Source organism: Cupriavidus sp. 22TCCZM04-2 (assembly GCF_057798895.1).
Window position 1 is genome coordinate 327,477 of sequence record NZ_JBYOJS010000003.1, and the last position, 20,233, is coordinate 347,709.

The 20,233-nt window shown below is 63.7% G+C and carries 20 protein-coding genes and 2 tRNA genes; 20 read left to right on the forward strand and 2 right to left on the reverse strand.

Going from position 1 to position 20,233, the window contains the following annotated elements:
* The first annotated feature begins 247 nt into the window (after nt 1-247).
* The 5 genes from AC3FKG_RS07425 (at nt 248) to AC3FKG_RS07445 (ending at nt 4,750) form a co-directional block, all read left to right on the forward strand.
* Nucleotides 248-1,033 carry an SDR family oxidoreductase gene (locus AC3FKG_RS07425; RefSeq protein ID WP_483711109.1) on the forward strand — a complete coding sequence of 262 codons (786 nt, stop codon included), beginning with the start codon at nt 248-250 and terminating at the stop codon, nt 1,031-1,033.
* Nucleotides 1,034-1,300: 267 nt separating this feature from the next.
* Complete coding sequence (locus AC3FKG_RS07430; protein WP_488742769.1) at nt 1,301-1,900, forward strand: TRAP transporter small permease; 600 nt, start codon at nt 1,301-1,303, stop codon at nt 1,898-1,900.
* Entirely contained in the window at nt 1,897-3,201 is a 1,305-nt protein-coding gene (locus tag AC3FKG_RS07435) for a TRAP transporter large permease (protein ID WP_483711111.1), read from the forward strand. Before AC3FKG_RS07430 ends, AC3FKG_RS07435 begins: the two co-directional genes overlap by 4 nt.
* Before the next feature lie 66 nt (nt 3,202-3,267).
* Complete coding sequence (locus AC3FKG_RS07440; RefSeq protein ID WP_483711112.1) at nt 3,268-4,296, forward strand: DctP family TRAP transporter solute-binding subunit; 1,029 nt, start codon at nt 3,268-3,270, stop codon at nt 4,294-4,296.
* Between the two features lie 52 nt (nt 4,297-4,348).
* Entirely contained in the window at nt 4,349-4,750 is a 402-nt protein-coding gene (locus AC3FKG_RS07445; RefSeq protein ID WP_483711113.1) for an acyl-CoA thioesterase, read from the forward strand.
* A gap of 67 nt (nt 4,751-4,817) precedes the next feature.
* On the opposite strand, the gene AC3FKG_RS07450 is transcribed toward AC3FKG_RS07445, so the two are convergent.
* Nucleotides 4,818-5,363 carry a PAS domain-containing protein gene (locus AC3FKG_RS07450; protein WP_483711114.1) on the reverse strand — a complete coding sequence of 182 codons (546 nt, stop codon included), beginning with the start codon at nt 5,361-5,363 and terminating at the stop codon, nt 4,818-4,820.
* A 172-nt stretch (nt 5,364-5,535) separates the two neighbouring features.
* Here AC3FKG_RS07450 and AC3FKG_RS07455 point away from each other — a divergent pair, with 172 nt between their 5' ends.
* Both AC3FKG_RS07455 and AC3FKG_RS07460 read left to right on the forward strand, forming a co-directional pair.
* Entirely contained in the window at nt 5,536-6,237 is a 702-nt protein-coding gene (locus AC3FKG_RS07455) for a CoA transferase subunit A (RefSeq protein ID WP_483711115.1), read from the forward strand.
* Nucleotides 6,238-6,251: 14 nt separating this feature from the next.
* Nucleotides 6,252-6,890 carry a CoA transferase subunit B gene (locus tag AC3FKG_RS07460; protein ID WP_483711116.1) on the forward strand — a complete coding sequence of 213 codons (639 nt, stop codon included), beginning with the start codon at nt 6,252-6,254 and terminating at the stop codon, nt 6,888-6,890.
* Between the two features lie 66 nt (nt 6,891-6,956).
* Here the strand turns inward: AC3FKG_RS07460 and AC3FKG_RS07465 are convergent, their stop codons facing one another.
* Nucleotides 6,957-7,733 (reverse strand): 3-hydroxybutyrate dehydrogenase, encoded by a 777-nt coding sequence (locus AC3FKG_RS07465; protein ID WP_483711117.1) that lies wholly within the window; start codon nt 7,731-7,733, stop codon nt 6,957-6,959.
* 227 nt (nt 7,734-7,960) lie between these two features.
* On the opposite strand from AC3FKG_RS07465, the gene AC3FKG_RS07470 reads away from it, so the two are divergent.
* The 13 genes from AC3FKG_RS07470 to AC3FKG_RS07530 all read left to right on the forward strand — a co-directional run bounded on the left by AC3FKG_RS07470 (nt 7,961) and on the right by AC3FKG_RS07530 (nt 20,162).
* The gene (locus tag AC3FKG_RS07470) at nt 7,961-8,845 is read left to right on the forward strand and encodes an alpha/beta fold hydrolase (RefSeq protein WP_483711118.1); all 885 of its coding nucleotides are present in this window, start codon (nt 7,961-7,963) and stop codon (nt 8,843-8,845) included.
* A 50-nt stretch (nt 8,846-8,895) separates the two neighbouring features.
* Nucleotides 8,896-9,258: a RidA family protein gene (locus AC3FKG_RS07475; protein ID WP_483711119.1), complete on the forward strand. Its 363-nt coding sequence runs from the start codon at nt 8,896-8,898 to the stop codon at nt 9,256-9,258.
* Between the two features lie 26 nt (nt 9,259-9,284).
* The gene (locus AC3FKG_RS07480; RefSeq protein WP_483711120.1) at nt 9,285-11,504 is read left to right on the forward strand and encodes a RelA/SpoT family protein; all 2,220 of its coding nucleotides are present in this window, start codon (nt 9,285-9,287) and stop codon (nt 11,502-11,504) included.
* 21 nt (nt 11,505-11,525) lie between these two features.
* A tRNA-Val gene (locus AC3FKG_RS07485) sits at nt 11,526-11,602 on the forward strand.
* Nucleotides 11,603-11,969: 367 nt separating this feature from the next.
* Nucleotides 11,970-13,877 carry a threonine--tRNA ligase gene (gene thrS, locus AC3FKG_RS07490; RefSeq protein ID WP_483711121.1) on the forward strand — a complete coding sequence of 636 codons (1,908 nt, stop codon included), beginning with the start codon at nt 11,970-11,972 and terminating at the stop codon, nt 13,875-13,877.
* A gap of 48 nt (nt 13,878-13,925) precedes the next feature.
* Entirely contained in the window at nt 13,926-14,447 is a 522-nt protein-coding gene (gene infC, locus AC3FKG_RS07495; protein WP_483711473.1) for a translation initiation factor IF-3, read from the forward strand.
* Nucleotides 14,448-14,614: 167 nt separating this feature from the next.
* Entirely contained in the window at nt 14,615-14,812 is a 198-nt protein-coding gene (rpmI, locus tag AC3FKG_RS07500; protein WP_483711122.1) for a 50S ribosomal protein L35, read from the forward strand.
* A 28-nt stretch (nt 14,813-14,840) separates the two neighbouring features.
* Nucleotides 14,841-15,197: a 50S ribosomal protein L20 gene (gene rplT / locus AC3FKG_RS07505; RefSeq protein ID WP_008650487.1), complete on the forward strand. Its 357-nt coding sequence runs from the start codon at nt 14,841-14,843 to the stop codon at nt 15,195-15,197.
* A 227-nt stretch (nt 15,198-15,424) separates the two neighbouring features.
* Nucleotides 15,425-16,456 (forward strand): phenylalanine--tRNA ligase subunit alpha, encoded by a 1,032-nt coding sequence (gene pheS, locus AC3FKG_RS07510; RefSeq protein WP_488742770.1) that lies wholly within the window; start codon nt 15,425-15,427, stop codon nt 16,454-16,456.
* Between the two features lie 63 nt (nt 16,457-16,519).
* Complete coding sequence (gene pheT, locus AC3FKG_RS07515; protein WP_488742771.1) at nt 16,520-18,967, forward strand: phenylalanine--tRNA ligase subunit beta; 2,448 nt, start codon at nt 16,520-16,522, stop codon at nt 18,965-18,967.
* An 88-nt stretch (nt 18,968-19,055) separates the two neighbouring features.
* Complete coding sequence (locus tag AC3FKG_RS07520; RefSeq protein ID WP_483711124.1) at nt 19,056-19,475, forward strand: integration host factor subunit alpha; 420 nt, start codon at nt 19,056-19,058, stop codon at nt 19,473-19,475.
* A 123-nt stretch (nt 19,476-19,598) separates the two neighbouring features.
* Entirely contained in the window at nt 19,599-20,030 is a 432-nt protein-coding gene (locus tag AC3FKG_RS07525; RefSeq protein ID WP_483711125.1) for a MerR family transcriptional regulator, read from the forward strand.
* Nucleotides 20,031-20,085: 55 nt separating this feature from the next.
* Nucleotides 20,086-20,162 (forward strand) — tRNA-Pro (locus AC3FKG_RS07530).
* Nucleotides 20,163-20,233 lie beyond the last annotated feature (71 nt).

The following is a 20,233-nucleotide window of genomic DNA, read 5'->3' on the forward strand; positions in this document are numbered from 1 at the left end:
TTGTGGGAAATGCCTTGTTTGTTCGAATGAACCGGCTTGCATCGAAAGGTCGCCAGGACGCGCCGTTCCGCGCGTTTTCCCTCTTTCCCTTTACGGGCCAAGTTCTTAGAATCTCCGGCATTGTCCGGGACTCGTCACCCTCAGGCAAGGATTTTTTTGGAACGGTCGTTCTTTTTTTTGGTATTCTGCCTTCCGATTCTCATTGGGCAGGGTGCGCCACACGGTCACGCCAGCACGCGGGGTAGATATGGGTTTGTCGATCAATCTGGAAGGCAAGGTCGCGCTCGTGACCGGGGCTTCAAGCGGGCTCGGCTCGCGTTTTGCAACGGTTCTCGCGGCCGCCGGCGCCAAGGTTGTGCTGGCTTCGCGCCGCACGGAGCGCCTGAAGGAACTGCGCGCGTCGATCGAGGCTGAAGGCGGCAGCGCCCATGTGGTGCGCCTGGACGTGACCGACCCGGTCAGCATTCGCGCGGCAGTTGCGCACGCGGAAACCGAGGCGGGCGCCATCGATATTCTCGTCAACAATTCGGGCGTCTCGACGACGCAGAAGCTGACGGATGTCACTGCCGAAGATTTCGACTTCGTCTTCGATACCAATACCCGTGGCGCCTTCTTCGTTGCACAGGAAGTCGCCAAGCGCATGATGGCGCGCGCCAAGGGGGCCGAGAAAAACGGCAACCCGCTGCCGCAGGCGCGCATTATCAATGTCGCGTCGGTCGCGGGCCTGAAGGTACTGTCGCAAATCGGCATCTACTGCATGAGCAAGGCGGCCGTGGTGCATATGACCAAGGCCATGGCGCTCGAATGGGCGCGCCATGGCATCAACGTCAACGCGGTCTGCCCCGGTTACATCGACACCGACATCAACCACCATCACTGGGACACCGATGCCGGCCAGAAGCTGATCCAGATGCTGCCGCGCAAGCGCCTGGGCAAGCCTGAAGACCTCGACGGCCTGCTGTTGCTGCTGGCTTCGGACCAGTCGCAGTTCATCAACGGCGCAGTCATTACCGCCGACGACGGCATGGTCTGAGCCGGATCCACGGCTGTCCGGCGCCGCGCCGGCATACGCTGCCCAAGGCCAAAAGCCGAAGGGCAGCGCTTTGTTTTTGCATCGCCCAGGGCTTATCCGGTCCCCTCGGGCGATATTCGAGCGCGGCTTCCACGCAGGTGGCAATAAAACCCGATACAGGGCGCGCCAGTCTTGGCATAATCCGCCATGTTTTCAGATTAAGTCTTTACATACAAATAAGCTGTGGTGGCCGTCCGGCCCGAGCAGCCCGGACCGGAGGCCGGGGAGATGGAGCAACAAGAGCAGGCACGGCGCGACGCCGTGCCGCAACACGTCGTCGATTCCGCGGTGATCCCGCAGGCGGCAGACGAGGCGCAAGACGCCGAATTCCGGGTTTCGCCCCGCATCGAGGACTGGATCGGGGTGGTCGTGATGGTGCTGCTGGTCTGCATCACCTTCGCCAATGTGGTGGTCCGCTATTTCACCGACGAGTCATTTGCCTGGACCGAGGAATTTTCGGTTTTCCTGATGATCGTGCTGGCGCTGGTCGCCGGCAGCGCCGCGGTGGCGCGCGACCGCAATATCCGCATCGAGTTCTTCTTCGAGCGCGGCAGCCAGGCGCGGCAGAAGCGGCTGGCGATCCTGTCGGCGCTGGTCGTCGCCGTGATGTTTATCGCGCTGGCCATATTGGGCGCCCGCATTACGTGGGATGAATACACCTACGGCGAGACCTCGCCGGGCATTGGCGTGCCAAGCTGGTGGTATTCGGTCTGGCTGCCGGTGCTGTCGGCCGGCATTGCGCTGCGCGCATTCGGCCTGATGACGCGCAACCTGCGCGCGCTCAAGGCACTGCACGCTGGCCGCAACGGACAGGGGCAGAAGCCATGACGCTGATCGCCATTATCCTGTTCGTGGTCTTCATTGGCCTGATGCTGCTGGGCGTGCCGATTGGCGTATCGCTGGGGATGGGCGGCCTGATCGCCATCGGCCTGTCCAACCTCGATACCCAGATGTTCGGCCTGCTGGCCGTGCCGCAGAACTTCTACGCGGGCCTGGCCAAGTATCCGCTGCTGGCCATTCCGATGTTCGTGCTGGTCGGCTCGATCTTCGACCGTTCCGGCGTCGCGCAGCGGCTGGTGACGTTTGCCATTGCCATCGTCGGGCGGGGGCCGGGCATGCTGCCGCTGGTGGCCATCCTGGTGGCCATGTTCCTGGGCGGCATCTCGGGCTCCGGCCCCGCCAATGCGGCGGCGGTCGGCGGCGTGATGATCGCGGCGATGTCGCGGGCCGGCTATCCGGGTTCGTACAGCGCGGCGGTGGTCGGCGCCGCGGCGGCGACCGACATCCTGATCCCGCCCTCGGTGGCCTTCATCATCTACAGCGTGCTGGTCCCGGGCGCGTCAGTGCCGGCGCTGTTTGCGGCGGGCATGGTTCCGGGCGTGCTGGCCGGCGTGGCGCTGATCGTGCCGGCGGTGTGGCTCGCGCGCAAGCACAACATGGGCGCGATCGAAGCCTCGCTGCCGCGACCGCCGTTCTGGAAGAGCCTGCGCGAGGCGGCCTGGGGGCTGGTGGCGCCGTTCCTGATCCTGGGCGGCATGCGCGCCGGCTGGTTCACGCCGACCGAAGCCGCGGTGGTGGCTGTGGTCTATGGCCTGTTCGTGGGCATGGTGATCTACCGCAGCATCGGCATGAGGGACCTGTTCGTGATCTTCCAGGAAGCGGCTGAAACCTCGGCCGTGATCCTGCTCGTGGTGGCGCTGGCGGGCATCTTCGCGTATGCGCTGTCCACGCTGGGCGTGATCGATCCGCTGGCGCACGCCATCGCCAACTCCGGGCTCGGCGAATACGGCGTGCTGGCGCTGATCGTGCTGCTGCTGATGACGGTGGGCATGTTCCTCGACGGCATCTCGATCTTCCTGATCTTCGTGCCGCTGCTGCTGCCGATCGCCAACGCCTTCCACTGGAACCCGGTGTGGTTTGGCGTGGTGCTGACGCTGAAGGTGGCACTGGGCCAGTTCACGCCGCCGCTGGCCGTGAACCTGATGGTGTCGTGCCGGATTGCCCGCGTGCGCATGGAAGAGACCGTGCCCTGGGTGATCTGGATGCTGCTGGCGATGTTCGTCGCCATGCTGATGGTTCTGGCCTATCCGCCCCTGGCCACCTGGCTGCCGAACTACCTGGGCTATTGATTCAAGCGTAGCCAATACAAACAACGAGCAACACGCAAGCAACAACGATCCAAGAGGAGAGACCCGATGAAACGCCGTGCCCTGATGCTGTCGATCGCTGCCACGATCGCCGCTTCCGCCTTCGCGCCCGCCGCCTCCATGGCGCAGACCTACAAGCCCGAGTACAAGATGTCGCTGGTGCTCGGCCCGGCCTTCCCGTGGGGCAAGGGCGGCGAGATCTGGGCCGACCTGGTCAAGCAGCGCACCAACGGCCGCATCAACATCAAGCTGTACCCGGGCACCTCGCTGGTGGCCGGCGACCAGACGCGCGAGTTCTCGGCGATCCGCCAGGGCGTCATCGACATGGCCGTGGGCTCGACCATCAACTGGTCGCCGCAAGTCAAGGAACTGAACCTGTTCTCGCTGCCGTTCCTGATGCCCGACTACAAGGCGCTGGATTCACTGACGCAGGGCGAAGTCGGCAAGCAGATCTTCACGACGCTGGAAAAGGCGGGCGTGGTGCCGCTGGCCTGGGGCGAGAATGGCTTCCGCGAAGTTTCCAACTCCAAGAAGGAAATCCGCAAGCCGGATGACCTCAAGGGCATGAAGCTGCGCGTGGTGGGTTCGCCGCTGTACATCGAGACCTTCAACGCGCTGGGCGCCAACCCGACCCAGATGAGCTGGGCCGACGCGCAGCCGGCCATGGCCTCGGGCGCCGTGGATGGCCAGGAGAACCCGCAGTCGGTGTTCGCCGCTGCCAAGCTGTACACGGTGGGCCAGAAGTTCGTGACCACCTGGGGCTATGTGGCTGATCCGCTGATCTTCGTTGTCAACAAGCAGATCTGGGAAAGCTGGACGCCGGCCGACCGCGAAATCGTCAGGCAGGCCGCCATCGACGCCGGCAAGCAGGAAATCGCGCTGGCCCGCAAGGGCCTGTCCGAGCCGGGCGCGCCCGCCTGGAAGGACATGGAAGGCCACGGCGTCAAGGTCACGCACCTGACGCCGGCCGAGCACGATGCCTTCCGCAAGGCGACCGCCAAGGTCTACGACAAGTGGAAGAAGCAGATCGGCGCCGACCTCGTGACCAAGGCCGAAGCCTCGATCGCCAAGCGCTAAATCATCGGACCGGCCCGCCAGCAATGGTGGGCCTGTTGCTTTGGAGGCCGTGATGAAGCACGTCTATACGGCGGTCATGCCGATCCGCTGGGGCGACATGGACGCGATGGGCCATGTCAACAATACCGTCTACTTCCAGTACCTGGAGCAGGCGCGCATCGAGTGGTTCGCCTCGCTCGGGCGCGGCGGCAAGGATCCGAAGGGACAGGGGCCGGTCATCATCAATGCGCACATGACGTTCCTGAAGCAGCTGCGCTATCCGGGGACGATCGAATGCCGCGTTTATGCGGGGCAGCTCGGGCGCACCAGCTTCGAGACGCGCATGGAGATCGTGCGTACCGATATGCCCGATGTGGTGTGGGCCGAAGGCGGGGCGAAGGTGGTGTGGTGCGACTACGCGGCGGAGAAGTCGGTGCCGGTGCCGGCGGAGATCCGGGCGATCGTCGAGGCGTAACGCGTGTCGCTGGTTTGCTCTGCTCTGCCGCAAGCGGGCGAGGGGAGAAAAGGTCTGGAATCGGGCCTCAATGGTTTACCAGCCGCTGCACCAGATCCACCGACGTACTCGCTCCGTATTTTTTCATCAGCCGCGCCCGATAGATATCGACCGTGCGCGGACTGATCGCCAGCAGCTTGCCGATCTGCTTGCTGGTCTTGCCTTCCACGAGCTGCGCCGCAATATCACGTTCGCGCGCCGTCAACTCGGCGGTTACCTGCCGCTTCTGCGACAAGTCCTCGAACGTCCAGATTCCCGCGCCAAGCGGCTGCGAGCGGTCCAGCGACCGGCCCGTGACGTGGCACCAGAACAGTTCCCCAGTGGCCCGTTTCATGATCCGTTCGTCAGAGTACATACCGCGCTTGTTCATGATCGGTACGATGCGTGCGCCGGTGCGCTCGAATTCGTCGGGGGTGGGGTATAGCACCTGGAACGATTCGCCGATCAATGCCTGCCGCGTGGTGCCGAAGATGCGGCAGACTTCGTCATTGCAGTCCTCGATCATGCGTTCGCGGGACAGCACCAGGCCCACGGGGGCGAGCTGGAAAGCGGTCTGGTAATCGATGGCGGGCATCTACTTATGTATTTTTACGTAATGGCGTAGGTGGCGCGGGTTGCGTATCCTTTCGGTCGGACGAGAGCGCGGCGCCTGCCGCCGATTGTACCGTTACAATTTCCTTGCGTCGTCCGCCGCACAACCCGGCGGCGGGCCAGGCGACAGGGGACTACCGAGGAAGGAGCGAAGCATGAACAAGGTCTACGCCAGCGCCGCGGAGGCGCTTGCAGGCGTCGTCCGCGACGGCCAGACGATCGCCGTGGGCGGTTTCGGCCTGTGCGGCATTCCCGAGGCACTGATCGCCGCGCTGCGCGACACCGGTGTCAAGCAGCTGACCTGCATCTCGAACAACGCCGGCGTGGACGGCTTCGGCCTGGGCCAGCTGCTGGCCACGCGCCAGATCAAGAAGATGATCTCGTCCTACGTGGGCGAGAACAAGGAATTCGAGCGCCAGTACCTGGCCGGCGAACTCGAGCTGGAATTCACGCCGCAGGGCACGCTGGCAGAGAAGCTGCGCGCCGGCGGTTCGGGCATTCCGGCCTTCTTTACCAAGACCGGCGTCGGCACGATCGTCGCCGAAGGCAAGGAAATCCGCGAATTCAATGGCGAACAGTACGTCATGGAGCGCTCGCTGACCGCCGATGTGTCGCTGGTCAAGGCCTGGAAGGCCGACAAGGCCGGCAACCTGGTGTTCCGCCGTACCGCGCGCAATTTCAACCCGATGTGCGCCATGGCCGGCAAATTCACCGTGGCCGAGGTCGAGCAAATCGTCGAAACCGGCGAGCTGGACCCGGATGAGATCCACCTGGCTGGCATCTTCGTCAAGCGCCTGGTGCTGAACACCAACCCAGAGAAACGCATCGAGCAGCGCACCGTGCGTGCCGCCAAGTAAGAGGGAGACACATCATGGCATGGACACGTGACGAAATGGCCGCGCGCGCCGCGACCGAATTGCAGGATGGCTTCTACGTGAACCTGGGGATCGGACTGCCGACCCTGGTGGCCAACTGGGTGCCGGAAGGCATGGAAGTGTGGCTGCAGTCGGAAAACGGCCTGCTTGGCATCGGCCCGTTCCCGACCGAGGACGAAGTGGACGCCGACATGATCAACGCCGGCAAGCAGACCGTGACGACGCTGCCGGGCTCGTCGATTTTCTCGTCGGCCGATTCCTTCGCGATGATCCGCGGCGGCCATATCAACCTGGCCATCCTGGGCGCGATGCAGGTCAGCGAGAAGGGCGACCTGGCCAACTGGATGATTCCGGGCAAGATGGTCAAGGGCATGGGCGGCGCGATGGACCTGGTCGCCGGCGTGGGCCGCGTGGTGGTGCTGATGGAACACACCGCCAAGAAGAAGGACGGCACCGAGGACATCAAGATCCTGAAGGAATGCAACCTGCCGCTGACCGGCCTGGGCGTGGTCAACCGCATCATTACCGACCTCGGCGTCATCGACGTGACAGCGGACGGTCTGAAGCTCGTGGAAACCGCGCCGGGCGTGAGCCGCGAGGAAATCCAGAGCAAAACCGGCGCACCGCTGCTGTAAGCGTCTCCGGCTGGATGCAAAAAGCCCCGCTGCGAAGCGGGGCTTTTTGCGTTCCGGCGGGCAGGTTTACTGCGCGACCCAGCCGCCGTCCATGTTCCAGATCGCGCCGCGTACCTGGCGCGCCGCCTCGGAAGCCAGGAACACCGCCAGCGCGCCGAGTTCCTCGGGCGTGACGAACTGGCCCGACGGCTGCTTCTCGATCACCAGCTCGCGCTTGGCCTGCTCGACCGGGATGCCTTCCTTCTGCGCGCGCGCGTCGACCTGCTTCTGCACCAGCGGCGTCAGCACCCAGCCCGGGCAGATCGCGTTCGCGGTCACGCCGGTCTGCGCGGTTTCGAGCGCCGTAACCTTGGTCAGGCCGACGATGCCGTGCTTGGCGGCCACGTAGGCGGACTTCTGCGCCGATGCCACCAGCCCGTGGGTCGAGGCGATATTGATGATGCGGCCCCAGTTCTTCCGCTTCATGCCGGGCAATGCCAGGCGCGTGGTGTGGAAGGCGGAGGTCAGGTTGATGGCGATGATCGCGTCCCAGCGATCGGTGGGGAAGTCCTCGATGTTCGCCACGAACTGGATGCCCGCATTGTTGACGAGGATGTCGGCGCCGCCGAATTCGGACTCGGCATAGCGCATCATGTCCTCGATTTCGGCCGACTTGCTCATGTCCGCGCCGTGGTAGCCGACCTTGATGCCGGTGCCGGCCTGCGCGATTTCGCGCTTTGCGTCCTCCACGTCACCAAAGCCGTTGGCGATGATGTTGGCGCCTTGCGCCGCGAGTGCCTGCGCGATGCCGAGTCCGATGCCGCTGGTCGAGCCAGTCACCAGTGCCGTCTTGCCTTTGAGCATGTAAGCCTCCGTCGAGATCGAGGGTCGAGAGAATGGATGGCCGGACACGGCCGGCCGAACCGCTTCGCCCGTGCCTGCAACGCTGCGCGGGTGGCTGCGCCAGGCGGGGCGGCGTGTGCGTCGTAGCGCGCGTAGTGCTGTGGCATTGTAACCGCTGCGGCGTACAATCCTGCTTTGCTCAACCTCCGGCAAAGCCCCAGCGGCGGCCGGTTCGTCAGGGAGTTCAGATGTCTGCCAGTCCGCGCCTCGGCTTCGTCCAGTGCATCAGTCCGGCGGGCCTGCACCGCATGGCCTATCACGAATGGGGCGACCCGGCCAATCCGCGCGTGCTGATGTGCGTGCATGGCCTGACGCGCACGGGCCGCGACTTCGACATGCTGGCCCAGTCGCTGTGCGGCGAGTACCGCGTGGTGTGTCCCGACGTGGCCGGCCGCGGGCGCTCCGACTGGTTGCCCGACCCGAGCAACTACGTGGTGCCGAAGTACATGGCGGACATGGTCACGCTGATCGCCAGGCTGAACGTGGAGAAGGTCGACTGGTTCGGCACCTCGATGGGCGGCCTGATCGGCATGGGCCTGGCGGGGTTGCCCAATTCGCCCGTGCGCAAGCTGCTGCTCAACGATGTGGGGCCGCGCATCACGGCCTCTGCCGTGGAGCGGATCGGTTCCTACCTGGGGCTGCCGGTGCGCTTCAAGACCTTCGAGGAAGGTCTGGCCTACCTGCAAACCATCAGCGCATCGTTCGGACGCCATACGCCGGAACAATGGCGCGAGCTGAACGGCGCGATACTCAAGCCCGTGCAGGGCGCGCAAGGCCTGGAATGGGGCTTGCATTACGATCCGGCGCTGGCCGTGCCGTTCCGCGGTGCCACGCCGGAGCAGTTGGCGGCGGGCGAGGCCACCATGTGGCACATGTTCGAAGCCATCACGGCGCCGGTGCTGGTCGTGCGTGGCGCGCAATCGGACCTGCTGCTGCGCGACACCGTGGCGGACATGGTGGCGCGCGGCAAGCATGTCAGTTCGGTGGAAATCCCCGATGTGGGGCATGCACCGACTTTTGTCGATCCGGCGCAGATCGCCGTGGCCCGCCAGTTTTTCCTGGGCAGTGCCTGAGCGGTGCCGAGCCGGATCGGTCGTATCAACCTGAATGCGTTTGATTTGTCATGAGCAGCAATGAACTGAAGCGCGCCCACGTGGGCAAGCGCCTGTCCGAATACGCGGTGTACAACGGCGTGGTCTATCTGGCCGGCCAGGTCCCCGAAGTCGACCCGAAGGCCGACATCCACGGCCAGACCCGCGAAGTGCTGGGTCACATCGATCGCCTGCTGGCAGAGGCCGGCAGCGACAAGGCGCGCATCCTGTCGTGCCAGATCTTTCTGACCGACATCGAACTGATCGGCAAGATGAACGAGGTGTGGGACGCGTGGGTGCCGCAGGGCAACACGCCGCCGCGCGCCACCGTCGAAGCGAAGCTGGCCAATCCCGACTACCTGATCGAAGTGGTGGTGACCGCTGCGCTCAACTAAAGACGGCGTCGTGACATGGTGACCCTATGGTGACGTCTACCGACCTGGCCGGCCAGGTTGCCGGCGTCCCGGACGCCGACATGGTCGGGCGTGCGCTGGCGTACGTGCGCGAGCAGGCGGGTGATGCCTTGCTGCCGACCGGCGAGCCGGTGCTTTCGCATGCGGAAGGGATGCTGCGCATCCTCGACGGCCTGCGCGTGGACGACGCAGCGCGCGCCGCCTGCTGCCTGTTCCCGCTGGCCGAGTTCGCGCCCGCGGCGGAAGCGGACATCGAAGCGCGATTCGGCGAAGACGTGAGCAGGATGGTGAAGGGCGTGCGACAGCTGCTGCGCATCGGCGCCATCGCCGGCGGCCATGACGTGCAGGAGGCTTCGCGCAACGTGGCGCAGGCACGGCACGAACAGGTGGAAGCGCTGCGCAAGATGCTGCTGGCATTCGCGCAGGACATCCGCGTGGTACTCGTGCGCCTGGCGTCGCGGCTGCAGTCGCTGCGCTGGCTGGCGCAGCACAAGCGCGAGCCGCTGCCGGGCCTGGCGCGCGAGACGCTCGACATCTACGCGCCGCTCGCCAATCGGCTGGGTATCTGGCAGATGAAGTGGGAGCTGGAGGATCTGGCTTTCCGCTTCGAGCAGCCCGATACCTACAAGCGCATCGCCAAGCTGCTCGACGAAAAGCGCATCGAGCGCGAAGGGTATATCGCCAGCGCCATCGCGCGCCTGCAGGCGGAGCTGGCCGAGGCCGGCATCCGCGCCGAGGTGAGCGGGCGGCCCAAGCATATCTACAGCATCTGGAAGAAGATGCGCGGCAAGGAGCTCGACTTTGCCGACCTGTATGACGTGCGCGCGTTCCGCGTGATCGTGGACGATATCAAGGACTGCTATACGGTGCTCGGTATTGTCCACCATATCTGGCAGCCGATTCCGCGCGAGTTCGACGATTACATTTCGCGGCCCAAGTCCAATGGCTACAAGTCGCTGCACACGGTGGTGATCGGCGACGACGGGCGCGCGTTCGAGGTGCAGATCCGCACGCAGGAAATGCACCACTTCGCCGAGTACGGCGTGGCCGCGCACTGGCGCTACAAGGAGGCGGGCAGCAAGGGCTACAGCGGGCAGTTCGCCGCAAGCGACAGCTACGACGAGAAAATCGCGTGGCTGCGGCAGCTGCTGGCGTGGAAGGACGATGCCGACCATAGCGTGACCCACGATGAATCGCCGTGGGAGCAACTCAAGCACGCGGCCATCGACGACCACATCTACGTGCTGACGCCGCAGGCGCGCGTGATTGCGCTGCCGCAGGGCGCCACGCCGCTGGACTTCGCCTACTACCTGCACAGCGACCTCGGCCATCGCTGCCGCGGCGCGCGTGTCGACGGCACCATGGTGCCGCTCAATACGCCGCTGAGGAACGGCCAGACCGTCGAAATCATTGCAGTGAAGCAGGGCGGGCCATCGCGTGACTGGCTCAACCCGGAGCTTGGCTACCTGGCGAGCAGCCGCGCGCGCGCCAAGGTGCGCGCGTGGTTCAACGCACTGGACTCGCAGGAGACCATCGCGCAGGGGCGCGTGCTGATCGACAAGACGTTGCAGCGCGAAGGCAAGACCGCGGTCAAGCTCGAAGACCTCGCGACGCGGCTCGGCTTCAAGTCGCCGGACGATCTGTTCGCCGCGGTGGCGAAAGAAGAATTCAGCCTGCGACATGTGGAGCACGCGCTGCGGCATCCGGAAGGCGAGGTGCAGGCGCCGATCAGCGAAGAGGACGCCGTCACCAAGAAGAGCCGTGCCACCAGCGTGGCGCGCGGCGCCAAGACCGGCGTGCTCGTGGTCGGCGTGGATTCGCTGATGACGCAGATGTCCCGCTGCTGCAAGCCGGCGCCGCCCGACGACATCGTGGGATTTGTCACGCGCGGGCGAGGGGTATCGATTCATCGGCGCAACTGCCACACGTTCCAGCAGCTTTCGGCGCGCGCGCCGGAGCGCGTCATCCAGACGGAATGGGGCAAGAAGAGCGATGCGGTGTATCCGGTCGATATCCATGTCGAGGCCGTCGACCGCCAGGGACTGCTGCGCGATATCTCCGAAGTCCTGTCGCGCGAGAAGATAAACGTAACGGGCGTGAAGACGCTGTCGAGCAAGGGCGTGGCGCGGATGCAGTTCACGGCTGAGGTATCGGAGGCCACGCAACTGCAGCGCGCACTGTCCCTGATCGAAGATGTGCAGGGGGTATTGCAAGCGCGAAGAAAGTAAGGCTATAATTGCTGCTTCGCTAGGCTCGTAGCTCAGCTGGTTAGAGCACCACCTTGACATGGTGGGGGTCGTTGGTTCGAGTCCAATCGAGCCTACCAACGAATTGCAGTACGGCAGTACCACAGCAGTACAACAACACAGTGCGGCAAGTCCGATTCAACCTCGCAAGGAACGGAAAGGCATCATGTTCATGACACCGCGAACTACTACCGCTGGCAAGCGACAGTAGTCGAGGTGCGCCTCCGTCCCGGTTGAATCCGGATTTGACAAAGAGAAACGCGGCCTTGGCCGCGTTTTTTTTCGTCTGTCGCCTGCCAGCTGCCTGATAAGCTTGCCGCCTGCTGTGGGCGGCACCAAGAACGTTGCCGGCACGCCGCCTGTTTCGGGGTGGGTCGGTGCTACAAAAGATGCAGTTTGATCCGCCCGCGACCGTCAGGCGCCGGGGTGGAATCCTGGAGAGTCGAAATGATCGCAATCACGCTGCCGGATGGGTCCCGTCGCGAGTTTCCCGGCCCGGTAACGGTTGCCGAAGTGGCGCAGAGCATCGGTACGGGCCTGGCCAAGGCCGCGCTGGCTGGCAAGGTGGATGGCAACCTGGTCGATACGAGCTACTCGATCGATCGCGATGTGACGCTGGCCATCATCACGGACAAGGATGCCGACGGCGTCGATGTCATCCGCCACTCGACGGCCCACTTGCTGGCTTATGCGGTCAAGGAACTCTACCCGGAAGCGCAGGTGACGATCGGGCCGGTGATCGAAAACGGCTTTTACTACGACTTCGCCTACAAGCGACCCTTCACGCCGGAAGATCTCGCCGCCATCGAAAAGAAGATGACGGAGTTGTCGCGCAAGGACGAGAAGGTCACGCGCGAGGTGTGGAACCGCGACGAAGCGGTGGCGCTGTTCGAGTCGATGGGCGAAAAGTACAAGGCCGAGATCATCGCCTCGATTCCGGCGGACCAGGAGATCGGGCTGTACCGCGAAGGCAAGTTCGTCGACCTGTGCCGCGGCCCGCACGTGCCGTCGACGGGCAAGCTGAAGGTGTTCAAGCTGATGAAGGTGGCTGGCGCCTACTGGCGCGGCGATGCCAACAACGAGATGCTCCAGCGCATCTACGGCACGGCCTGGGCGAAGAAGGAAGACCAGGAAGCCTACCTGCACATGCTTGAAGAGGCCGAGAAGCGCGATCACCGCAAGCTTGGCAAATCGCTCGACCTGTTCCATCTGCAAGAAGAGGCGCCGGGCATGGTGTTCTGGCATCCGAAGGGCTGGCAGGTTTGGCAGGCAGTCGAGCAATACATGCGCGGCCGCCTGACGGAAGCGGGCTACGACGAAGTGCGTACGCCGCAAGTGATGGACCGTTCGCTCTGGGAGAAATCCGGCCACTGGCAGAACTACAAAGAGAACATGTTCGTCACGGAATCTGAGAAGCGCGACTACGCGATCAAGCCGATGAACTGCCCGGGGCATGTGCAGATCTTCAACCACGGCCTGCGTTCCTATCGCGATCTGCCCCTGCGCCTGGCCGAATTCGGCGCCTGCCATCGCAACGAGCCGTCCGGCGCGTTGCATGGCCTGATGCGTGTGCGGGGCTTTGTGCAGGATGATGCGCATATCTTCTGCACGGAAGAGCAAATCGTGGCCGAGGCAAAGGCCTTCAACGAACTGGCGTTCTCGGTGTACGACGATTTCGGCTTCAAGGACGTGGCGGTCAAGCTGTCCTTGCGCCCGGATCAGCGCGCCGGCTCGGACGAGGTCTGGGACCACGCCGAAGAAGGCCTGCGCCTGGCGCTGCGCGCCTGTGGCGTGGAGTGGGAAGAACTGCCAGGCGAAGGTGCTTTTTACGGCCCGAAGGTCGAGTACCACATCAAGGACGCCATTGGCCGTTCGTGGCAGTGCGGCACGCTGCAGCTGGACCTGGTCCTCCCGGAGCGCCTGGATGCCGAGTACGTTTCCGAGGATAACTCGCGCAAGCGTCCCGTGATGCTGCACCGGGCGATCCTGGGTTCGTTCGAGCGCTTCCTGGGCATCCTGCTCGAAAACCATGCGGGTGCGCTGCCCGCCTGGCTGGCGCCGGAGCAGGTGGTGGTCATGAATATCGCGGATTCGCAGGCCGAATATGCTGAAAACGTCGTGCAATCGCTGCTAAAACAAGGGTTTAGGGCGAAGGCCGATTTGCGTAACGAGAAAATTACGTATAAAATCCGCGAGCATTCGCTTCAAAAGATTCCCTACCTGCTGGTGGTGGGCGACAAGGAGCGAGATGGAAATCAAGTGGCCGTGCGTGCCCGTGGCAACGTGGATCTGGGTGTGATGCCCGTCTCCGCGTTTGTGGAGCGTCTGCAACAGGACGTTGCCAGCAAAGCCTGATGGGTCGGAAGCACGGCTTGTTTTTTTGTCTTCTTGAGGTAACGGAACATCGCTACGGACAAAGGTCACCGCATCAACCGTGAGATCCTCGCGCCCGAACTGCGCCTGGTAGGGGTTGATAACGAGCAGCTTGGCATCGTCAAGTTCATGGACGCGCTTCGCCTGGCTGAGGATAAGGACTTGGATTTGGTGGAGATCGCCCCGAACGCGACTCCGCCCGTCGCCCGGATCATGGATTACGGGAAGTTCAAGTACGAGGAAGCCAAGCGCGCGCACGAGGCGAAGCTGAAGCAGAAGATCATCCAGGTCAAGGAAGTGAAGTTCCGCCCTGGCACGGATGACGGCGACTACAACGTCAAGCTGCGCAACCTGAAGCGTTTCCTGGAAGACGGCGACAAGACCAAGATCACGCTGCGCTTCCGCGGCCGTGAGATGGCGCACCAGGAAATCGGCGCGCGCGTGCTCGAACGCCTGAAGGCGGACCTGGAGGAAATCGGCCAGGTCGAGCAGATGCCGAAGATGGAAGGGCGCCAGATGGTGATGGTGCTCGCCCCCAAGAAGAAGAAGTAATTTTTGCGCGATGCGGCGGCCGGGATGCCAAGGCATTCCGGCGTTGTGTCGCGTGGAAGTAGCGCGGAACCCTTTCCGGGAACCGTGCAAAAACAAGTGGATGCGGGTCTTGCAAGCGTCGGCGACAGCCGTCCACCTGCATGCATGTCATAGAGCTGGAGTTTTTCATGCCGAAGATGAAGACGAAGAAAAGCGCGTCCAAGCGCTTTACTGCCCGTCCGAACGGTTCGTTCAAGCGCGGCCAGGCCTTCAAGCGTCACATCCTGACCAAGAAGACCACCAAGAACAAGCGTCACCTGCGTGGCACCCTGGACGTCCACGAGTCGGACGTCAAGTCGGTGCGCGCAATGATGCCGTACGCATAACCTCTAACGACAGCGAAAGGAGTATTCAATGCCTCGAGTTAAGCGTGGGGTTACTGCACGGGCCCGCCACAAGAAAGTCATCGACGCTGCCAAGGGTTACCGCGGCCGTCGCAATAATGTCTACCGTATCGCCAAGCAGGCGGTCATGCGTGCTGGCCAGTACGCGTACCGCGATCGCCGCAACAAGAAGCGCGTGTTCCGCGCGCTCTGGATTGCGCGTATCAATGCCGCGACGCGTGAGCATGGCATGACCTACAGCGTGTTCATGAACGGTCTGAAGAAGGCCTCGATTGAACTGGACCGCAAGGTGCTGTCGGACATGGCTATTCATGACAAGCCTGCCTTTGCTGCCATCGTCAACCAGGTGAAAGCCACCGTTGCCTGATGCCGGCTGCGGCAACCCGTAAGGGTTGCCGGGCAAGCACCGACCGCAAGGTCTGCTGAAACGGGGCTCTCACGGGGCCCCGTTTTCATTTTCGAATGCCGCTTCGGCGATTGTCCCGATTGTGCCAACGCCCCGCACGGGCAGTGCCGAAACGCCATTCGAAACGAACTCCAACCTGCGCCGCGACAGACGTCGTGTCACGGCGCCAAGCTATTTCCACGACCGCCATGTCCCAGGATCTGGATCAAATCGTCGCCGACGCCCAGGCCGCTTTCGCCGCCGCCAACGACAACGCCACGCTCGAAAACGAGAAAGCCAGGTTCCTCGGCAAGACCGGCGCGCTGACCGAACTGCTCAAGGGCCTGGGCAAGCTCGACCCGGAAACGCGCAAGAGCGAAGGCGCGCGTATCAACCAGGTGAAGCAGCAAGTCGAAGCCGCACTGACGGCGCGCCGCCAGGCCCTGGCCGACGCGCTGATGAACGCGCGACTGTCCGCCGAAGCCATTGACGTGACGCTGCCAGGCCGTGCCGTCAGTCTTGGCAGCCTGCACCCGGTCATGCGCACGTGGGAGCGCGTGGAACAGATCTTCGGCTCGATCGGCTTCGACGTGGCCGACGGCCCCGAGATCGAAACCGACTGGATGAACTTCACCGCGCTGAACAACCCGGACAACCATCCGGCGCGTTCGATGCAGGACACGTTCTATATCGACGGCCGCGACAGCGACGACAAGCTCCTGCTGCTGCGTACGCACACCAGCCCGATGCAGGTGCGCTACGCGAAGATGCACGTGGAGAAGTACGCCGGCAAGCCGATGCCGCCGATCAAGGTGATCTGCCCCGGCCGCACCTACCGCGTCGACAGCGATGCCACGCACTCGCCGATGTTCAACCAGGTCGAAGGCCTGTGGATTGGCGAGGACGTGAGCTTCGCGGACCTGAAGGGCGTGTACACCGATTTCCTGCGCAAGTTCTTCGAGCGCGACGATATCCAGGTGCGTTTCCGCCCGTCTTATTTCCCGTTCACCGAACCGTCGGCCGAGATCGACATGGCATTCGGCAACGGCAAATGGCTGGAGATCTCCGGCTCCGGCCAGGTGCATCCGAACGTGCTGCGCAATATGGGCCTGGATCCGGAGCGCTATATCGGCTTCGCCTTTGGCTCGGGCCTGGAGCGCCTGACGATGCTGCGCTATGGCATCAACGACCTGCGCCTGTTCTTCGAAGGCGACGTGCGCTTCCTGCGCCAGTTCGCCTGACACGCAGCGCCGCCCAGCCCTTCGTCAAAGACATCACAGAATACTTACCGGATCAGAAGCGCCATGCAATTCTCGGAATCCTGGCTTCGCACCTTCGCCAACCCTGAAAAGATTTCCACCGACGCGCTGTCGCACAGCCTGACCATGGCCGGGCTCGAAGTGGAAGAGGTCGGCCCGGTCGCGCCGCCGTTCAACAAGGTGGTGGTCGCGCACGTGCTGTCGACCGAGCGCCATCCCAACGCAGACCGCCTTAACGTATGCGTGGTTGATGTCGGTGCCGGCGAGACGCTGCAGATCGTTTGCGGCGCCCCCAACGTCAAGCCCGGCATCAAGGTGCCGTGCGCGATGGTCGGCGCCGTGCTGCCGCCCGCGGAGCCCGATGGCAAGCCGTTCGAAATCAAGGTGGGCAAGCTGCGTGGCGTGGAAAGCTACGGCATGCTTTGTTCGGCGCGCGAGCTCAAGCTGTCGGAAGAACACGGCGGCCTGCTGGTGCTGCCGGAAGACGCGCCGGTCGGCCAGAACATCCGCGACTACCTCGACCTGGACGACCAGGTCTTCGTGATCAAGCTGACGCCGAACAAGGCCGATTGCCTGTCGATCCATGGCGTGGCGCGTGAAGTCGCGGCGCTGACCGGCGCGGCGTTGACGCTGCCGGAGATGAAGCCGGTCGCGGTGACCATCGACGACAAGTTGCCGGTGAAGGTGTCGGCGCCCGACCTGTGCGGCCGTTTCTCGGGCCGCGTGATCCGCGGCGTGAACGCCCACGCCGCCACGCCGGCATGGATGGTGCAACGCCTGGAGCGCTCGGGCCAGCGCAGCATCTCGGCGCTGGTGGATATCTCCAACTTCGTCATGCTGGAGTTGGGCCGCCCGTCGCACGTGTTCGACCTGGACAAGATCCACGGCGGACTCGATGTGCGCTGGGGCCGCAAGGGCGAGCAGATCAAGCTGCTGAACGGCAACACCATCGAGGTCGACGAGCAGGTCGGCGTCATCGCTGACGACAAGGAGATCGAGAGCCTGGCCGGCATCATGGGTGGCGACAGCACCGCCGTGACGCTGGAAACGACCAACATCTACCTGGAAGCTGCATTCTGGTGGCCGTCGGCCATTCAGGGTCGCGCGCGCCGCTACAACTTCTCGACCGATGCGGCGCATCGCTTCGAGCGCGGCGTGGACTATGCCACGACGGTCGAGCATATCGAACGCATCACCGCGCTGATCCTCGAGATCTGCGGCGGCCAGGCCGGGCCGGTCGATGACCATGTCGTCAACCTGCCGCAGCGCAAGCCCGTGAGCCTGCGTCTCGCGCGGGCGGAGCGCGTGCTGGGCATCGAACTGTCGTCGGCTGTGGTGGCCGACGTGTTCCAGCGCCTGCAATTGCCGTTCACGCGTAAGCAGGGTGCAGAAGGCGAGGTGTTCGAGGTGACGCCGCCGAGCTACCGCTTCGACATCGAGATCGAGGAAGACCTGATCGAGGAAGTCGCGCGTATCTACGGCTTCGAGCGCATTCCTGCGCGTCCGCCCGTCGCGGAGAGCGAAATGCGTCCGACCAACGAAGGCCGCCGCTCCACGCATGTTGTTCGTCACGCGGTCGCGGCGCGCGATTACCAGGAAGTCATCAACTTCGCTTTCGTCGAAGAGAAGTGGGAGCGCGACTTCGCGGCCAACGACAATCCGATCCGTCTGCTGAACCCCATCGCCAGCCAGCTTGCGGTGATGCGTTCCTCGCTGATCGGCGGGCTGCTCGACAAGGTGCGCTACAACCTGAACCGCAAGGCTGCGCGCGTGCGTCTGTTTGAAGTCGGTCGCGTGTTCCATCGCGACGCGGATGTGAAGGATGGTGGCCTGACGGTTGCCGGCTATCATCAGCCGATGGTAGCTGCCGGCATCGCCTATGGACCGGCGTTCGAAGAGCAGTGGGGCATCGCCACGCGCAATGTCGATTTCTTCGATATCAAGGGCGACGTGGAAGCATTGTTCCACCCGCGTGTGGCGCGCTTCGAGCCGGTCGCGCATCCGGCCTTGCATCCGGGCCGTGCAGCGCGCGTGCTGGTCGATGGCAAGCCGGTCGGCGTGGTCGGCGAACTGCATCCGCGTTGGCTGCAGGAGTATGAGCTGACGCAGGCTCCGGTGGTGTTCGAGCTTCAGCTCGATGCGCTGCGTGAAACCGGTCTGCCGGCCTACACCGAGATCTCGAAGTTCCCGGCCGTCGTGCGTGACCTGGCCGTGGTGGTGAAGCAGTCGGTGCGCGTGCAGGACCTGCTGGACACCATGCGTGCAGCGCTCGACAAGCAGGGCTATGGCCGCTTCTGCCAGAGCCTTGTGCTGTTCGACGAGTTCCGTCCGAAGGCTGCGTCGGCCTCGATTGGCGACGACGAGAAAAGCCTTGCGTTCCGGGTGACCTTGCAAGATACTGGGTCGACCCTGCAGGACGAGACCGTCGACAGCGCGGTGCGCTGCATGGTCGACGCACTGGGCGAAGCCTTCCAGGCTCGCCTGCGCGGCTGACCACCGGCCTGCCACCACGCATACAAGACAGGGCGCCCGGGCAATGCACCCGGGCGGATCGCCAGACAGCATTCCTTGAGCGATCGACATGACAGATCGAGACGCGAACTCCATGACCGCAGCAGCTTTGGGCGAGATGAGCGACCGGCAGGGTTCCTCCCGCGACGACGACTCCATGCCGGACATCCGTGGCACGGAAGTGCCGACACTGACCAAGGCCGAACTTGCCGAGATGCTGTTCGACCAGGTGGGCCTGAACAAACGCGAATCGAAGGACATGGTCGAAGCTTTCTTCGACGTTATTCGTGAAGCGCTGGAGCAGGGCGACAGCGTCAAGCTGTCCGGTTTCGGTAACTTCCAGTTGCGCGACAAGCCGCAGCGACCAGGTCGCAATCCCAAGACCGGCGAGGTGATTCCCATCACCGCACGTCGCGTGGTGACGTTCCACGCCAGCCAGAAGCTCAAGAGCCAGGTAGAAGAGCGCGCCGGTTTGAGCGTTCCCGGTTAATCGGAGACACCACCCGAACGGCGGATTGCTTGCCGCAGCGGGCGTCTGTATGCTTCATGGCGCGCTGATCGGCGTGCCAACCTCAAACTAGCCGGCATGGCCTGACGCCTGTCACCACCACTCATGTCGGACAAATCCAGCGAGCGCGTAGCGCTGCCGCCCATCCCAGCCAAGCGCTACTTCACCATTGGCGAGGTCAGCGAACTGTGCGCGGTCAAACCGCACGTGCTGCGCTACTGGGAGCAGGAATTCACCCAGCTCAAGCCAGTCAAGCGCCGTGGCAACCGACGCTACTACCAGCACCACGAAGTCCTGCTGATCCGGCGCATTCGCGAGTTGCTGTACGAGCAGGGCTTCACGATCAACGGTGCGCGCAATCGTCTCGACGAGGGCCGGCACGTTCATCACCAGGCGAGTCTGGAGCAGGAGGAATTGCCTGCGCAAGCTGCGGCCGAGACCGCAGTGCCATCGGTGGATATTGCCAATTTGCGTAGTGAACTCGTCGAGGTGCAGCACCTGCTTGCGCAACTTCAGCAGATCGCGCGGCGGTCATAAATTTCAGTGGAACCGCTGGTCATCCGCGAAATGCGTCTGCTATAATCTTTTTCTTCGGGGCGTAGCGCAGCCTGGTAGCGTACCTGCATGGGGTGCAGGTGGTCGGAGGTTCAAATCCTCTCGCCCCGACCAGTAAATAGAAGGCCTGACAGGTTTTACCTGTCAGGCCTTTTGTCTCATTTGAGGGCGAGTGTCTCTTGTCG

Bases quoted from the DNA above. Each gene is read 5' to 3' on its own strand.
- AC3FKG_RS07475 (WP_483711119.1), top strand. From the start codon at position 8,896: ATGAGCAGCAATGAACTGAAGCGCGCCCACGTGGGCAAGCGCCTGTCC.
- AC3FKG_RS07425 (WP_483711109.1), top strand. From the start codon at position 248: ATGGGTTTGTCGATCAATCTGGAAGGCAAGGTCGCGCTCGTGACCGGG.
- AC3FKG_RS07460 (WP_483711116.1), top strand. From the start codon at position 6,252: ATGGCATGGACACGTGACGAAATGGCCGCGCGCGCCGCGACCGAATTG.
- AC3FKG_RS07480 (WP_483711120.1), top strand. From the start codon at position 9,285: ATGGTGACGTCTACCGACCTGGCCGGCCAGGTTGCCGGCGTCCCGGAC.
- pheT (WP_488742771.1), top strand. From the start codon at position 16,520: ATGCAATTCTCGGAATCCTGGCTTCGCACCTTCGCCAACCCTGAAAAG.
- AC3FKG_RS07430 (WP_488742769.1), top strand. From the start codon at position 1,301: ATGGAGCAACAAGAGCAGGCACGGCGCGACGCCGTGCCGCAACACGTC.
- AC3FKG_RS07435 (WP_483711111.1), top strand. From the start codon at position 1,897: ATGACGCTGATCGCCATTATCCTGTTCGTGGTCTTCATTGGCCTGATG.
- pheS (WP_488742770.1), top strand. From the start codon at position 15,425: ATGTCCCAGGATCTGGATCAAATCGTCGCCGACGCCCAGGCCGCTTTC.
- AC3FKG_RS07450 (WP_483711114.1), bottom strand. From the start codon at position 5,363: ATGCCCGCCATCGATTACCAGACCGCTTTCCAGCTCGCCCCCGTGGGC.
- AC3FKG_RS07520 (WP_483711124.1), top strand. From the start codon at position 19,056: ATGACAGATCGAGACGCGAACTCCATGACCGCAGCAGCTTTGGGCGAG.
- AC3FKG_RS07525 (WP_483711125.1), top strand. From the start codon at position 19,599: ATGTCGGACAAATCCAGCGAGCGCGTAGCGCTGCCGCCCATCCCAGCC.
- AC3FKG_RS07465 (WP_483711117.1), bottom strand. From the start codon at position 7,733: ATGCTCAAAGGCAAGACGGCACTGGTGACTGGCTCGACCAGCGGCATC.
- thrS (WP_483711121.1), top strand. From the start codon at position 11,970: ATGATCGCAATCACGCTGCCGGATGGGTCCCGTCGCGAGTTTCCCGGC.
- AC3FKG_RS07455 (WP_483711115.1), top strand. From the start codon at position 5,536: ATGAACAAGGTCTACGCCAGCGCCGCGGAGGCGCTTGCAGGCGTCGTC.
- AC3FKG_RS07470 (WP_483711118.1), top strand. From the start codon at position 7,961: ATGTCTGCCAGTCCGCGCCTCGGCTTCGTCCAGTGCATCAGTCCGGCG.
- AC3FKG_RS07445 (WP_483711113.1), top strand. From the start codon at position 4,349: ATGAAGCACGTCTATACGGCGGTCATGCCGATCCGCTGGGGCGACATG.
- rpmI (WP_483711122.1), top strand. From the start codon at position 14,615: ATGCCGAAGATGAAGACGAAGAAAAGCGCGTCCAAGCGCTTTACTGCC.
- AC3FKG_RS07440 (WP_483711112.1), top strand. From the start codon at position 3,268: ATGAAACGCCGTGCCCTGATGCTGTCGATCGCTGCCACGATCGCCGCT.
- rplT (WP_008650487.1), top strand. From the start codon at position 14,841: ATGCCTCGAGTTAAGCGTGGGGTTACTGCACGGGCCCGCCACAAGAAA.